16 protein-coding genes are annotated in these 14,617 nt (G+C 61.6%); 7 read left to right on the top strand and 9 right to left on the bottom strand.

All coding sequences use genetic code 11. From position 1 onward, the window contains the following. Positions 1-104: 104 nt before the first annotated feature. Entirely contained in the window at positions 105-659 is a 555-nt protein-coding gene (locus tag B0E55_RS27895) for a nucleosidase (protein WP_080910898.1), read from the top strand. A 19-nt stretch (positions 660-678) separates the two neighbouring features. Here the strand turns inward: B0E55_RS27895 and B0E55_RS27890 are convergent, their stop codons facing one another. Both B0E55_RS27890 and B0E55_RS27885 read right to left on the bottom strand, forming a co-directional pair. Further along, complete coding sequence (locus B0E55_RS27890) at positions 679-1,458, bottom strand: META domain-containing protein (RefSeq protein ID WP_046378369.1); 780 nt, start codon at positions 1,456-1,458, stop codon at positions 679-681. Between the two features lie 35 nt (positions 1,459-1,493). Beyond that, positions 1,494-2,093 (bottom strand): TetR/AcrR family transcriptional regulator, encoded by a 600-nt coding sequence (locus B0E55_RS27885; protein WP_019747883.1) that lies wholly within the window; start codon positions 2,091-2,093, stop codon positions 1,494-1,496. A 106-nt stretch (positions 2,094-2,199) separates the two neighbouring features. On the opposite strand from B0E55_RS27885, the gene B0E55_RS27880 reads away from it, so the two are divergent. Next, a complete protein-coding gene (locus tag B0E55_RS27880; protein ID WP_019747884.1) occupies positions 2,200-2,766 on the top strand; it encodes an NAD(P)H-dependent oxidoreductase in 567 nt (188 codons plus the stop codon). 72 nt (positions 2,767-2,838) lie between these two features. Here the strand turns inward: B0E55_RS27880 and B0E55_RS27875 are convergent, their stop codons facing one another. Continuing rightward, positions 2,839-3,666 carry a siderophore-interacting protein gene (locus B0E55_RS27875; protein ID WP_080910897.1) on the bottom strand — a complete coding sequence of 276 codons (828 nt, stop codon included), beginning with the start codon at positions 3,664-3,666 and terminating at the stop codon, positions 2,839-2,841. Between the two features lie 291 nt (positions 3,667-3,957). On the opposite strand from B0E55_RS27875, the gene nrdH reads away from it, so the two are divergent. From nrdH to nrdE, 3 genes are all read left to right on the top strand, one after another. Then, a complete protein-coding gene (nrdH, locus tag B0E55_RS27870; protein WP_019747886.1) occupies positions 3,958-4,188 on the top strand; it encodes a glutaredoxin-like protein NrdH in 231 nt (76 codons plus the stop codon). A gap of 82 nt (positions 4,189-4,270) precedes the next feature. After that, the gene (gene nrdI / locus B0E55_RS27865) at positions 4,271-4,750 is read left to right on the top strand and encodes a class Ib ribonucleoside-diphosphate reductase assembly flavoprotein NrdI (protein WP_019747887.1); all 480 of its coding nucleotides are present in this window, start codon (positions 4,271-4,273) and stop codon (positions 4,748-4,750) included. Next, the gene (nrdE, locus tag B0E55_RS27860) at positions 4,708-6,891 is read left to right on the top strand and encodes a class 1b ribonucleoside-diphosphate reductase subunit alpha (protein ID WP_029255087.1); all 2,184 of its coding nucleotides are present in this window, start codon (positions 4,708-4,710) and stop codon (positions 6,889-6,891) included. Before nrdI ends, nrdE begins: the two co-directional genes overlap by 43 nt. 182 nt (positions 6,892-7,073) lie before the next feature. Here nrdE and B0E55_RS31725 read toward each other — a convergent pair whose 3' ends face one another. The 3 genes from B0E55_RS31725 to B0E55_RS27845 all read right to left on the bottom strand — a co-directional run bounded on the left by B0E55_RS31725 (position 7,074) and on the right by B0E55_RS27845 (position 8,534). Next, on the bottom strand, positions 7,074-7,247 hold the full coding sequence (locus tag B0E55_RS31725) for a hypothetical protein (protein WP_155250626.1): 174 nt from the start codon (positions 7,245-7,247) through the stop codon (positions 7,074-7,076). A gap of 144 nt (positions 7,248-7,391) precedes the next feature. After that, positions 7,392-7,604, bottom strand: a complete 213-nt coding sequence (locus B0E55_RS27850) for a hypothetical protein (RefSeq protein ID WP_080910895.1) — start codon at positions 7,602-7,604, stop codon at positions 7,392-7,394. 12 nt (positions 7,605-7,616) lie between these two features. After that, positions 7,617-8,534, bottom strand: coding sequence for an SPFH domain-containing protein (locus B0E55_RS27845; protein WP_080910894.1), 918 nt, complete (start codon positions 8,532-8,534; stop codon positions 7,617-7,619). Between the two features lie 170 nt (positions 8,535-8,704). Between B0E55_RS27845 and nrdF the strand changes: the two genes are divergently transcribed. Beyond that, complete coding sequence (gene nrdF, locus B0E55_RS27840; protein WP_003944744.1) at positions 8,705-9,670, top strand: class 1b ribonucleoside-diphosphate reductase subunit beta; 966 nt, start codon at positions 8,705-8,707, stop codon at positions 9,668-9,670. Between the two features lie 75 nt (positions 9,671-9,745). On the opposite strand, the gene B0E55_RS27835 is transcribed toward nrdF, so the two are convergent. From B0E55_RS27835 to B0E55_RS27825, 3 genes are all read right to left on the bottom strand, one after another. Beyond that, positions 9,746-10,219 (bottom strand): NUDIX hydrolase, encoded by a 474-nt coding sequence (locus B0E55_RS27835; RefSeq protein WP_080910893.1) that lies wholly within the window; start codon positions 10,217-10,219, stop codon positions 9,746-9,748. A 66-nt stretch (positions 10,220-10,285) separates the two neighbouring features. After that, positions 10,286-11,380 (bottom strand): iron-siderophore ABC transporter substrate-binding protein, encoded by a 1,095-nt coding sequence (locus tag B0E55_RS27830; protein WP_080910892.1) that lies wholly within the window; start codon positions 11,378-11,380, stop codon positions 10,286-10,288. Between the two features lie 49 nt (positions 11,381-11,429). Further along, on the bottom strand, positions 11,430-12,425 hold the full coding sequence (locus B0E55_RS27825) for an ABC transporter substrate-binding protein (RefSeq protein WP_080910891.1): 996 nt from the start codon (positions 12,423-12,425) through the stop codon (positions 11,430-11,432). Positions 12,426-12,774: 349 nt separating this feature from the next. Between B0E55_RS27825 and ctaD the strand changes: the two genes are divergently transcribed. Next, positions 12,775-14,565, top strand: a complete 1,791-nt coding sequence (gene ctaD / locus B0E55_RS27820) for an aa3-type cytochrome oxidase subunit I (RefSeq protein ID WP_020907234.1) — start codon at positions 12,775-12,777, stop codon at positions 14,563-14,565. Positions 14,566-14,617: the final 52 nt, after the last annotated feature.

Genomic DNA, 14,617 nt, shown 5'->3' with positions numbered 1-14,617 from the left:
GAGTTCTTCGATGATGCTTTCACGCAGTGTGGCCATGAATGGACTCTAGCGATGTGAGCAGGCGCGTGCAGTGCCACCGTATCCGGGGCGGTACGGTCGCGCACATGAGTGCGAACAACGTTCTGGTGGTCAGTGCGACGAAGTCGGAAGCGGCATACGTGCCGCAAGGATACGAACTGCTGATCACGGGGATTGGAAAGGTCAGTGCTGCAACAGCAGTCGCCTCTGCTCTCGCGCGGTACGAGCGGGAGAATCTGCCGCTGGTCGTCAACATCGGGACCGCCGGTGCGCTGCACGCGCACCACGGTGGCCTCTATGTTCCCGGGGTTGTCATCAATCACGACATCAGCAGCACCGCGATCCGAGCGCTGGGGCACGACGTCGCGGACCGTTTGGTGCTCGCCGGCGGTGACGACTCGGTGTTGGCGACCGGCGACGCATTCATCGCCGACACTGCGACCCGGGACGCTCTCGCTCAGCGAGCCGATCTGGTCGACATGGAGGGGTTTGCCATCGCATTCGCCGCGCAGGCTGCGGGTGCTAGCTGCCGACTCGTCAAACATGTCAGCGATCACGCGGACGACTCGGCCTTGGACTGGCCCGCGATGATCGATGCCAGCGCCCGCGAATTGGGGCGCTGGCTGCTCGACAACGTCTGATCGAGCCTGCAGCGTCTGGTCAAGCCTGCGCAGTCAGTATCAATCCGGTGTTGTCGGGCTTGCGCAGGGTCAGTGTGTCGGCGTCGACGGTGTAGCTCACTTCACCGTCGAGTACTGCCAGGATCTGACGCTCGATGTCCATGTTCTCCTCGGGGCAGGCCATTCGCGTGGTTGCCATCGGCGTGAACGTGACTGTGGTGTCGGATACCTGGGCGCTTCCGGTCATGCGATTGCATCCGGTGGTTCCGTTGACAGAACCGTCTGCGGCAATAGTGAGTTCGGGAGCTGACGTCTCCAGAGCCAGGCTCGTACTGATCGCATCGGGACTGATGAGCGACGTGACGGTCCACGTCGTGCCCTGGAGCGCTCGATCCGGCGTGACGATCTTCTTGTCCTGCAGAGTCACTGTGGCGTCGTCCGATGTCAGGGTGAGGGTGTCGCCGTCGAGGCTCCACGTCGGCGCGGAGGTCAGCAATGTTGTTGTCCAGGTGTCGGATTCGGCGATGCCGGGAGGGCAGCCCATCATGGTCGATGCCATGGTGCCGGTGGTCAGCTTGCCGTCGGTGAACTCGATCGAGCCGTTTGCCGTGTTGCATCCGGCGCTCGCGGACACTCGACCCGCTTGGCTGAAATCGAGAGTCAGCGGGCCGCCGCCGGGAATTTGTGTTCCGTCGACGGAGGTCGAGATGAAGACGCGGCCGGAGGGGTCCGTCTTGTCCTCGGGGGAGTCGGACGAAGCGGAGCAACCGCTTACCGCGGCGATGGTCAGGAGGCCGATGACGGCAGCTGCGATGCGCATGGGCTCACATTAAGTGGTGGGACGGATCTGGGGAGTCAACATCGAGTAACGCGCCGGGCAAGGTCTTCCCAGCCGGCGGCCAGGCGCTCGGTGGTCATCCCGAGATCGCGCACCTGATGAAGGACAAGCGACGCTTCGAGTGGTGCCAACAGCGCTGAAGCGAGCAGATCGAGGTCGCCCTCGACGCCGGCTCCTCGAAGAAGTCCGATGACGTGAGCGATGCCGAGTGCTCGTGCCGGACCGCCGAAGCGGTATTCAGGAGCGTTTTCCGCCGCTCGGAGGACTTCGCCCTGTACTTCCACCATGGCGATCCGGGCTCGTCCGAACGCGATGAGGCGCTCGATCGGCGGCGCGCCAGGACCCAACGGTGGGGGGCCGAACATGAATGCCTGCTGCAGTTCTCGCTCGGTGTGATCGAGCAGTGCCTGCATCAGTCCCGATCGATTGCCGAAGCGCCGAAAAACTGTGCCCTTGCCCACACCGGCCCGGCACGCGACGGCATCCATCGTGACCGCGTCGACACCTCGCTCGGCGACGAGGAGGGCTGCGGCGTCGAGCAGAAGTACGCGGTTACGTGCTGCGTCACCGCGCTCGACGGGTACGGCGCCGATCTGGGGGAGGGGGATTGCGCTCACGGGATCAGGTTACAGGGCCGGGGAATGTAAGTGGACCGCGGTCCGTTTAGTTGATATAACTTTCAACCGGAGCCACCAACCGCACCACTCTCGAAGGAATCTCGTTATGTCACAGACCAATGTTCTCGTTCTCGTCGGCAGCCTGCGCGCCGGATCCGTCAATCGCCAGCTTGCCGAGACGGCTGTGTCCGCCGCACCCGAGGGTGCAACGCTGACGGTCTTCGAAGGCCTCGCCGACGTCCCCTTCTACAACGAAGACATCGACGTCGAGGGTGCTTCCATTCCCGCTGTCGACGCACTGCGCGCCGCTGCGAGCGACGCTGACGCGTTCCTGCTCGTCACCCCCGAATACAACGGCACCATCCCCGCTGTTCTGAAGAACGCCATCGACTGGATCTCGCGTCCGTACGGTGTCGGTGCAGTCAAGGACAAGGCTGTCGCAGTCATCAGCGCTTCGCCCAGCGGTAACGGCGCCAAGTGGGCACACGAAGACACCACCAAGGCAGTCCGCATCGCCGGCGGCAAGGTCGTCGAGGACACCGCACTGAGCATCGGTGGAACCGGCGCACTGTTCGGTGAGCTGCACCCGCGTGAGAACGCAGAGGTGCTCGCTCAGGTCTCCAAGGTCGTCTCCGACCTCGTCGACGCCAGCAAGCAGCTCGTCAACGCGTAATCCGTTTCACGAGTGAGGGCCATGCCGGAAGGTATGGCCCTCACTCGTATGCGAGTCACGCCCATCTGTGCGCTAAAGCCCTTCGCGTTCCATAGCGTCGTCGACGGCGTCGCGAACCGACTCGAAATCCTTGCCGGCCATCATCGCTTCGCCCATCGCGGCATCGATACGATCGGCGACGACGGCGTACCGACGCTCCCAGTTCTCCTTGTCCTCCCGCCAGTAACCCATCACGTGCATGCGGGGTGCCGGGATTTCCCATGTTCGACGCAGATGGGCGCGGATGCGTCTGGCGGTCGCGGCCTCGACTGCGCACCAGATGTAGCCCTCGCCGGGAGGCAGGGGAATGGCAGCCAATTCGGCGAGCAGTGAGTCTGCTTCGTCGATCCATCGGTAGTTAGCGGCGGCGCGCGTCGTGAACGTCTGCTGTTCGCTCGGCGCGGGCACCTGTGCAATGACGTGGATCGGTAGACCGTCGGGTGCTTCTTCCAAGATCCGCCCGATCGCAGGCAGTGCGGCGTGATCGGCGACGAGTAGCAGCCAGTCGCACTCTGCCGGCGGCTTGAACCACCCGCTCGCAGTCGAAAGATGGACGGTCTCGCCCGGTTGCGCATTCTCGGCCCAGAGCGCAGCTCCGCCGTGGCCGTGGAGAACGAAGTCGATCTCCAGTTCGTTCTTCGAGGGCTGCCAGCGCCGGACCGTGTAACTACGGGCGTGAGGGGGGTCGAGGGGGAATCTGACGAGCACCCGTTCGTCGGGGCTCCCGCTCGTCTCGAAGTCGCTCAGGCCCGCACCGCCGAAGGTGATTCTGCGCATCTTAGGTGTCACCTTCTGCGTTCTCGTCACGGTTGCCTGGTGGCGCGGAGCTTCGTCCTTCGGGGGTGTTTCCACGACGCTCATGGTAGGTCCGAGTAGTGGTTTTCAGATGCTGTCAGGCCTGCGACCGAAATGTGACGGGCGACACGCCGACGCGCCGGAAGATGTGTGCGCTGAACTGGGGCTACCTGGGAATTTCAACGATGTGACTCACAACATCTCGCGTTATGTGTTTCTGTCGGCCACTAGGTGTAGTGTCTTGAGCACTGAGAGACCACAACGCGGAACGCCTCGAGCGAGACTCCGGCAATCGGTCGAATCGGTGCTGAACATCACTACATCGGCCTTTGTTGGCTAAGCGAAAGAGGGACTCTCATGAGCATCACCGTCTACACCAAGCCCGCTTGCGTTCAGTGCAATGCCACCTACCGCGCCCTCGACAAGGCCGGTCTCGAATACAACATCATCGACATCACCGAGGATGCCGAAGCCCGCGACTACGTCATGGCTCTCGGGTACCTCCAGGCGCCCATCGTGGTTGCCGGTGAAGATCACTGGTCGGGTTTCCGTCCCGATCGCATCAAGACCCTGACCGTCGCTGCTTGAAGCGCCGCAGTGTCGGCGGTGGACACCTCCGCCGACACATCTGAGTAGTTCCGGGCACCGTACAAGAAAATGGTGACAACCGATGACTTCGCTGGTCTATTTTTCCAGCGTGTCGGAGAACACCCACCGATTCGTTCAACGTCTCGGCCTGCCTGCGACACGTATACCTATCCATGACCGTGACGGCTCATTTCGTGTAAACGAGCCCTATGTGCTGATTCTGCCCACCTATGGTGGCGGGGTCACCGTGACAGGGCGCGACACCAGTTATGTGCCGAAGCCGGTCATTCGTTTTTTGAACAATCCACACAACAGGTCGTTGATCAGAGCAGTGATCGCGGCGGGAAACACCAATTTCGGTGAGTCCTTTTGCTATGCAGGAAACATCATTTCCCAGAAATGCCACGTTCCTTTTCTGTACCGGTTCGAACTCATGGGCACTGCCGAGGATGTCGACCGAGTACGAGAAGGCTTGGGGGAGTTCTGGAATCATCTCGAAACAGAGAAGGAGCACGGGCAGTGGCGCCAACCATCACTGACACGATCGCGGCAGGAAGCGTAGAGCGTGATGCACGCGGCGGCGATTCCACCAACGGTCTCGACTACCACGCACTCAATGCCATGCTCAACCTGTACGGCGCCAACGGTGAGATCCAGTTCGAGATGGATGTCGCTGCAGCCCGTCAGTACTTCTTGCAGCACGTCAACCAGAACACCGTGTTCTTCCACAACCTCGACGAGAAGCTGGACTACCTCGTCGAGGAAAACTATTACGAGCCCGAGGTTCTCGATCAGTACTCACGTACTTTCGTGAAGTTCCTGATCGATCACGCGTACGCCAAGAAGTTCCGCTTCCCGACGTTCCTGGGTGCATTCAAGTACTACACCTCCTACACGCTCAAGACCTTCGACGGTAAGCGCTACCTCGAGCGTTTCGAAGATCGTGTCTGCATGGTTGCGCTCACCCTGGCCGCAGGCAACGAAGACCTGGCCGTCGAACTCGTCGACGAGATCATCGCCGGACGCTTCCAGCCCGCCACCCCGACGTTCCTGAACTCGGGCAAGAAGCAGCGCGGTGAGCCCGTGTCCTGCTTCCTGCTTCGTATCGAAGACAACATGGAGTCCATCGGTCGCTCCATCAACTCGGCACTGCAGCTGTCCAAGCGTGGTGGCGGAGTTGCCTTGCTGCTCACCAATGTTCGTGAGCACGGCGCACCGATCAAGAAGATCGAGAACCAGAGTTCGGGTGTCATCCCGATCATGAAGCTTCTCGAGGACTCGTTCTCCTACGCCAACCAGTTGGGTGCGCGTCAGGGCGCCGGCGCCGTGTACCTGCATGCGCACCACCCCGACATCTACCGCTTCCTCGACACCAAGCGTGAGAACGCCGACGAGAAGATCCGCATCAAGACGCTCTCTCTCGGCGTCGTGATCCCGGACATCACTTTCGAACTGGCGAAGAAGAACGAGGACATGTACCTGTTCTCGCCGTACGACGTCGAGCGCATCTACGGAGTTCCGTTCTCCGACATCAACGTCTCCGAGAAGTACTACGAGATGGTCGACGACAAGCGAATTCGCAAGTCCAAGATCAAGGCTCGCGAGTTCTTCCAGACCGTCGCCGAATTGCAGTTCGAATCGGGCTACCCCTACATCATGTTCGAGGACACGGTGAACCGGGCAAACCCGATCGAAGGCAAGATCACTCACTCGAACCTGTGCTCGGAGATCCTGCAGGTTTCGACGCCTTCACTGTTCAACGACGACCTGTCCTACTCGAAGGTCGGCAAGGACATCTCCTGCAACCTGGGTTCGCTGAACATCGCGAAGACCATGGACTCGCCCGACTTCGCCAAGACCATCGAAGTGTCGATCCGCGGATTGACGGCAGTGTCCGACCAGACACACATCTACTCGGTGCCATCGATCGAGCAGGGCAACAACGACTCTCACGCCATCGGCCTCGGTCAGATGAACCTGCACGGATACCTCGCTCGTGAGCGGATCTTCTACGGCAGCGAAGAAGGCATCGACTTCACGAACATCTACTTCTACACCGTGCTGTTCCACGCACTGCGTGCGTCGAACAAGATCGCCATCGAGCGCGGCTCGTACTTCAAGGGTTTCCCGGAGTCGAAGTACGCCTCGGGTGAATTCTTCGACAAGTACACCGACCAGGTCTGGGAGCCGGCAACCGACAAGGTTCGCGGACTCTTCGCCGATGCGAAGCTGCACATCCCCACCCAGGACGACTGGCGTGAGCTGAAGGCTTCGGTTCAGAAGCACGGTATCTACAACCAGAACCTTCAGGCCGTCCCGCCGACCGGCTCGATCTCGTACATCAACTACTCCACCAGCTCCATCCACCCGGTGGCGTCGAAGATCGAGATCCGCAAGGAAGGCAAGATCGGTCGCGTCTACTACCCGGCGCCCTACCTGACCAACGACAACCTGGAGTACTACCAGGATGCCTACGAAATCGGGTACGAGAAGATCGTCGACACCTATGCTGCGGCAACGCAACACGTCGACCAGGGCCTGTCGCTGACGCTGTTCTTCAAGGACACCGCCACCACCCGCGACATCAACAAGGCGCAGATCTACGCGTGGCGTAAGGGCATCAAGACGCTGTACTACATCCGTCTGCGTCAGATGGCACTCGAAGGCACCGAGGTCGAGGGCTGCGTTTCCTGCATGCTGTAGGTCGCACACAAGATTTCCTGCGACGGAATCATCTACGGAGCAGAGAAAACGAGGGGCTCGATCGCGTCAACGATCGAGCCCCTCACGCCCCGACAAGCGAGGCACCTCTGGAAGAGGTCTTCAGCTTATACGAGTTTCGAATCGTTCCTGTTCGTGGGACGAGCTCGGTCGGGGCAGAGCCTTTAGGAGGCACTGGCAATGACCGGAAAAGTAAATCGCAGCACCATCTCGGGCCGATTCATCAGCAACGCAGCTGCTGCGCGTTGGCCTGCAACGACGGTCCGTGAATCGGTTGGCAACGGAACATCGAATGCCATAGCGGTGACTCGATCGAGTTCGACCGGAAGGTTTGTCACCAGCCGAAATGGTGATGGAAATCCTCGCGGCACGATGCGGCAGCGTGTCTAAGTGATGACGGTGGGCGGGGCGACTGTTCCCCGCCCACCCATCGCGTTTGTGCTCTTCCGTAGCGAAAATGCGAATCGGGGATCATTCGATTGCTACGAGGGCGGGCGGCCTGGACCGTGCATCTTGCTGGCGTTCTTCGGCATTCGACCGTGCTCGGTGAGTGCGCACCGAAGGAGAAACTCGATCTGGGCGTTGGTACTTCGGAGATCGTCGGCGGCCCAGCGGGCAAGAGCGTCGTGCACCGCTGGGTCCAACCGAAGCAGGATCTTCTTACGCTCCGATCTCGGAGCTGGATCCGTGGCCATGTGGCCTTTCCTTTACTGGTAGAGCGAACCGGTGTTCAGCACCGGTTGTGCGTCGCGGTCGCCGCACAGCACGACCAGAAGGTTACTGATCATTGTGGCCTTGCGTTCCTCGTCGAGTTCGACGACGTGCCTTTCCTCGAGCTGCTTGAGTGCCATGTCGACCATGGACACCGCGCCTTCGACGATTTGCTTGCGGGCGGCGATCACTGCACCCGCTTGCTGGCGCCGAAGCATTGCGCTGGCGATCTCGGGTGCATACGAGAGCCTGTTGATGCGTGTCTCGATAACTTCGACACCCGCCGCACGCACGCGGGCGTGAACCTCCTCCGACAAGGTGGTGGTGATGATATCGGCGTTCTCGCGCAACGAGACTCGGCCTTCGGCGTCGTACGGGTAGCTGCCGGCGATATGGCGGACTGCCGCCTCGGTCTGCACCGAGACGAACTCCTCGTAGTCGTCCACCTGGAATGAGGCGAGCGCTGTGTCGGCAACTTGCCAGACGACCACCGCCGAGATCTCGATGGGATTTCCGTCGGCGTCGTTCACTTTCGCCTGACCGGTCTCGTGGTTTCGTATGCGCGTCGAGATCGATCGACGGACCGTCAGCGGATTTGTCCATCGCAGGCCCGGCGTGCGCAGGGTGCCGCTGTACGAGCTTCCCAGGAGTTGAAGGACTCGGGCTTGATTCGGTTGCACCAAGGTCAGGCCCATCAGCAGGGGGAGTGACGCGATGAACAGCACCACACCGACCGGAATCAGGGCGAAGAGTCCCAGAACTCCGCCAACGACGGACAGCGCGATTCCGGCCAGGAAGAGAAGTACGCCGCCGAGGAGCATCCAGCTGCCGGACAGGTCCCAGCCTGGGCGTTCGGCGATCGTTGTGGTGGCGACTCCGGTCGGTTTCTCGGCCACGGTGGGTGTGCTGGTCATGCGGGACTCGCTTTCCATCGGTAAGTGATATTTAATTGATATCACATTTTTTGTACTCGTGGAGGGGCGCGTGCGACACATGTTGTTGTGTTGGCATCGCGGACCCGACACAACGGGTAGTGTTCAGGCAAGCCAACATTCGGCAGTATCTCTCTCGCTAGGTAGGAATTATGGTCAAGCTGGTCAGTCGCGTTTCCGCCATCAACTGGAATCGCGTCCAGGACGAGAAGGACGCCGAGGTATGGGATCGCCTCGTCAGCAATTTCTGGCTGCCCGAAAAGGTGCCGGTCTCCAACGACATCCCGTCCTGGGGAACGCTGACCGCGCAGGAGCAGCAGCTCACCATGCGCGTCTTCACGGGCCTGACGCTGCTCGACACCATCCAGGGAACGGTCGGCGCCGTCAGCCTCATCCCGGACGCGATCACTCCCCACGAAGAAGCGGTGTACACCAACATCGCCTTCATGGAATCGGTGCACGCGAAGAGTTACAGCTCGATCTTCTCGACGCTGTGCTCCACCCCGGACATCGACGACGCGTTCCGCTGGTCGGAGGAGAACCCCAACCTGCAGCGCAAGGCGCAGATCGTTCTCGACTACTACAACGGCGAGTCGCCGCTCAAGCGCAAGGTCGCCTCGACGCTCCTCGAGAGCTTCCTCTTCTACTCCGGCTTCTACCTGCCGATGTACTGGTCCTCGCGAGCCAAGCTCACCAACACCGCAGACCTCATCCGCCTCATCATCCGCGACGAGGCCGTGCACGGGTACTACATCGGCTACAAGTACCAGAAGGGCCTCGAACAGCTCACCGAGGCCGAGCGTGAAGAGCTCAAGAACTACACGTTCGAGCTGCTCTTCGAGCTCTACGAGAACGAGGTCGACTACACGCAGGACCTCTACGACGGCGTCGGCCTGACCGAGGATGTCAAGAAGTTCCTGCGCTACAACGCCAACAAGGCGCTCAACAATCTCGGCTACGAAGGCCTCTTCCCGAAGGACGAGACGGACGTCAATCCGGCTATCCTGTCGGCACTTTCACCGAATGCGGACGAGAATCACGACTTCTTCTCCGGCTCGGGAAGCTCCTACGTCATCGGCAAAGCCGTCAACACCGAAGACGACGACTGGGATTTCTAGAGCGACCCTGCACCCAACGAAGCCCGACTCCTGCACACGCGGGAATCGGGCTTCGGTCGTCGATGGGGGAGTGGGTCAGCGCAGAAACCACGCTTCCGGCTTGTCCAGCAATGCTTTTGCGAGGCGCAGACGCGAGGTTTCCGTCATGTCTGAAGGCAATTCGCTCGGCGCGAACCACGCGACCTCGAGGTTTTCGTCGTCCGCCACGTGTGCATCTCCGCCGGTCCACCTGGCCAGGAAGCAGACGTCGAGGTACTGAGTCACGTCACCATTGGGGTACGTAATGGGTTCTGTGACATCGACACTCGTGATCCGAATCAATTCGGCGTCGACGCCGGTTTCTTCCTTCGCCTCCCGCACCGCCGCCGCCGACGGTTCCTCGCCGGGCTCGAGAACGCCGGACACGACGGCCCACTGACTGTTGTCGGCGCGGCGGGTGAGCAGGACCCGGCCGTCGTCGTCGCGGATCACGACGCTCACGCCGGACAGCCAGAGCGGCGCATGACCGACCTTCTCGCGCAAAGCGACAATGAATTCCGGGATCGGCATGATCAGAACCCGACCGTCACAGTTGTGGCGAGCCGCCTCGCATGTGGGAGTAGTGGTTCGTTCCAGTCAGCTCGCATATCCGTTCAAGGTTCCCTTCAAGTCCGCCAATACGGCACGGGCGGCAGTCATCCCGTTTCCGTTCCAGATTTCGTCTTCAGCGACGAACACACGCCGGTCGGTGGCGGCGGCGAGGTCCTGCCACTGGTCGCTCTTCATGATCTCGGTGCCGTAGGTACGGCCGTTCGGCCCGCCGAAGAGTACGTAGATCAAGTCACCTTCGGCGGCGCTGAGATCGTCGGCCGGAATCGGTGCTGTGGTCGCATCGGTCAATCGCTGCGCCGGTGGGCGCCGGACGCCGACGTCGCTGAGGATCTGTCCGGCGAAGGATGCGGGACCCTCGATCTGCAGGTCCTTCGAACCGAACCGAACCACTGATGCCTGCGTCTGTGATGCATTCAATGCGTCGCCGAGCTGCACGACGTCCTGCTGGTAGCGGTCCAGCTCCGTCGCAGCCGCGGACGAACGGCCAAGTGCCTGGCCGGCGAGGGCGAACTGCGCTTTCCAGTACACGGGATCCGAGCCGGCGAACACGGTGGGGGCAATGGCGTCGAGTTGCCCGTACAAACCGTCGGACGCCGGACTGGACCCGAGGATCAAGTCCGGCGCGGCGGCCTTCACGGCGTTGACGTCGGGTGCGCTCACGGGGCCGACGCTCGGAATCTCCGAGATGCCGAAACCGAGGTACGACGGTTGAGGCGAGTCGACACCGGTCGCGGCGCCCACTACCCGCTCCCACAGACCGAGGGCGCACACGGCGTCCATCGAGACGCTGTCGAGGACCACGATCCGTTGGGGATCGGAAGGAACCTCAGTTTCACCCGCAGTGTGTACGACTCGACGCTTCACCCCGGGGCCCGCTCCCGGGTCGGCTTGCGTCGGCGTCGGGCACGCGGTGGCGGTGTCGCGTTCGATACCCATCACGCCGGCACCGGCGATCGACGTAGTGGTCCGGACGATAGTGCTCGCGGGATCGTCCGACGAGCCGGACGAGCAACCACCGAGGACGAGCATCGTGGCAGCGATCCCCAGGATCGAGACACGACGAATGGACGTGCGGGCGGTCGTGTGTGAGAGAACAGACGTGCGTGAGAGAACAGACAAGTCGACGGCTTCCTGTGTGAGCGGGCGCCGTTCAGGTTAGCTGTTCGACTCAGCTGTTCTGCTTGTCCACCTCGAACGTGTCCGAGAGGTCGTCGAGGATCATGTGGGCGCCCTGGATGCTGACCGGCGACATCCAACGTGAATCGTCCACGTCGACCTTGCGTCCTCGAAGGGTCTGCCACAGCGGGCTCTCGAGGAACGGCTTCGCAGCTTCGGCGCTCTTGCCCTCGGCGTCTTGCCAGGTGCTGATGAAGATGACGTCCGCGTCGGCTTCGTTGATCAGCTCGGGGCTGATCTTCATCATGATGTTTCCGGCATCGGCGGGGTCAGGTCCCTGGTTGTTCGGGCGCTTCAATCCGGCGTCCTGAAGGACGATGCCGCTGAACGAGGTGGTGCGGTAGAGGCGTGCCGTCGGTTCACCGGCGAATCGGACTACCGAGATGACCGGGTTGTTCGCCTTCTCGTTGATTTCCTTGCCGACGGTGGCTGCGCGGGTTTCGTACTCGGTGATCTTCGCCTCGGCCAGTGACTCCTTGCCCAGCGCTTGACCGACCAGGCGGATGTTGTCCTTCCACGTCGGGCCGGTCGTCTGAGTGAAGACGGTGGGTGCGATTGCGGACAGTTGTTCGTAGTTCTTCCCGTCGCGGACCTCGGCGGAGATGATGAGGTCCGGCTGCAGTGCGGCGATCTTCTCGAGGCTTGCACTGCTGACCGTGCCGACCGAGACGGCGTCCGCGGCGAATTCCTCCCGGGAGGATCCGAGGTAGTCGGGCAGACCGGGCTCGCGGTAGTCGACGTAGCCGACGAGCGGGGATTCGAGGAGAAGGACGGCGTCGGTGAAGCTGTTGTCGAGCGCGACGATCCGCTGGGGTGCTGCCGGGATTTCGGTGCTTCCACGGAAGTGTTCGATCGTGCGGGGGAATGCGCCCGACTCGGTCGAGGTGGTGGTTGCAGCGGGCTCGTCGTTACTCGAGCAGGCTGGAACGACCAAGGCGATCGAGGCTGCGACGGCTACCAGCGCGGCGCGGCGGGGAAAGAATTTCACTGAATACTCCTGAGGTGAGTTAGGCGAGGGTGACCTTATCAGTGGAGGAGATGGCCGAAAACGGACACCGGCCGAATTCTTCGACGGGTACGACACGCCGATTCGGATGTGGGTTCGGACTCCCGAGGGAACATAAACCGCAGGTCGTTCGTTTGGTGCCCCCAAAAACGGATGCTCGAGTACGACGCAGAGTAGGACCGGGTCGCGGTGCCTCGGAGTCACGGTCTACGATTCGATGAGCGCAAGCCAGAAGCCGTTGTCCGCAGCCCGGGCGACGGACCCTGCGGGCGCAACCAAGGGCTCTTTGACGGAGTCTGCGGAGCGACCAAAGGCACATTCAGGAGGATCAGTGACTGCCGTAGCGCCCCAGCCAGTCCCCACGATAGCGCCGGCCAGGCCTTACCCGCCGCGGCAGGGACCCAAGGGCTCATTCATTTTCAAGATGATCACGACCACCGATCCCAAGGTGCTCGGAATCATGTACTTGGCGACTTCCATCGCCTTCTTCCTCATCGGTGGCCTCATGGCACTGATGATGCGTGCCGAACTTGCTGTACCCGGCATGCAGTTCCTTTCCAACGAACAGTTCAACCAGCTGTTCACCATGCACGGCACGATCATGCTGCTGCTGTACGCGACCCCGATCGTCTTCGGCTTCGCGAACTACATTCTTCCGCTCCAGATTGGTGCACCTGACGTCGCGTTCCCGCGTCTGAACGCGTTCAGCTACTGGCTGTACCTGTTCGGCGCGATCATCACGACGGCCGGTTTCGTCACGCCCGGTGGCGCAGCAGACTTCGGTTGGACGGCATACACGCCGCTGACCAGCGCGCTGCACAGCCCCGGCGTCGGTGCCGACCTGTGGGTCTTGGGTCTGGCTGTCGCCGGCCTCGGCACCATCCTCGGTGGCGTCAACATGGTCACCACCGTGATTTGCCTGCGCGCACCCGGTATGACCATGTTCCGCATGCCGATCTTCACCTGGAACATCTTCATCACCAGCATCCTGATCCTGCTGGCGTTCCCACTGCTGACCGCTGCATTCATGGGCCTGTTCGTCGACCGCCATCTCGGTGGACACATATTCGACCCGGCAACGGGCGGTGTGCTCCTGTGGCAGCACCTGTTCTGGTTCTTCGGTCACCCCGAGGTGTACATCATCGCGCTGCCGTTCTTCGGCATCGTCTCGGAGATCTTCCCGGTCTTCAGCCGTAAGCCGATCTTCGGCTACAGCGGCCTGGTGTACGCAACGTTGGCCATCGCCGCTCTGTCGATCGCTGTGTGGGCTCACCACATGTACGCAACAGGCGCTGTTCTCCTGCCGTACTTCTCGTTCATGACATTCCTGATCGCTGTGCCGACAGGTGTGAAGATCTTCAACTGGATCGGAACGATGTGGAAGGGGCAATTGACCTTCGAATCGCCGATGCTGTTCTCGATCGGCTTCCTGATCACCTTCCTCTTCGGTGGTCTGTCGGGCGTCATCCTCGCGAGCCCGCCGCTCGACTTCCACGTCACGGACAGCTACTTCGTCGTCGCCCACTTCCACTACGTGGTCTTCGGTACGGTCGTGTTCGCCACGTACGCCGGTATCTACTTCTGGTTCCCGAAGATGACCGGCCGCATGATGGACGAGCGCCTCGGCAAGTGGCACTTCTGGACCACGTTCGTCGGCTTCCACGGCACGTTCCTCGTCCAGCACTGGCTCGGTGCCGAAGGTATGCCGCGTCGTTACGCCGACTACCTGCCCTCGGACGGGTTCACGGTTCTGAACTCGGTGTCCACGATCTTCGCGTTCGTACTCGGTGCCTCGACGCTCCCGTTCATCTGGAACGTCTTCAAGAGTTACCGCTACGGCGAAGTGGTCACCGTCGACGATCCGTGGGGCTACGGAAACTCGCTCGAGTGGGCGACAACTTGCCCGCCGCCGCGTCACAACTTCACCGAGTTGCCGCGCATCCGCAGCGAGCGTCCGGCCTTCGAGCTGCACTACCCGCACATGGTGGAGCGGATGCGCGCAGAAGCGCACGTCGGCCCCGGTCACGGTGGGAAGAACGCCAGCACCGTGCTCGAAGATGCTCGTCACGAGCCGCTCACAGTCGGGGACGAAGGCGACCCCGGTACCGACAGCCGCTCCTGAGCGAAGTAACACACTGAAGTAATCAGCGAAGGCCCCGCCCGAGTAACGGGTG

Source organism: Rhodococcus sp. 66b (genome assembly GCF_002076325.1).
GTDB classification, from domain to species: domain Bacteria; phylum Actinomycetota; class Actinomycetes; order Mycobacteriales; family Mycobacteriaceae; genus Rhodococcus_F; species Rhodococcus_F erythropolis.
This window is presented reverse-complemented; position numbering and strand designations above follow the sequence as displayed.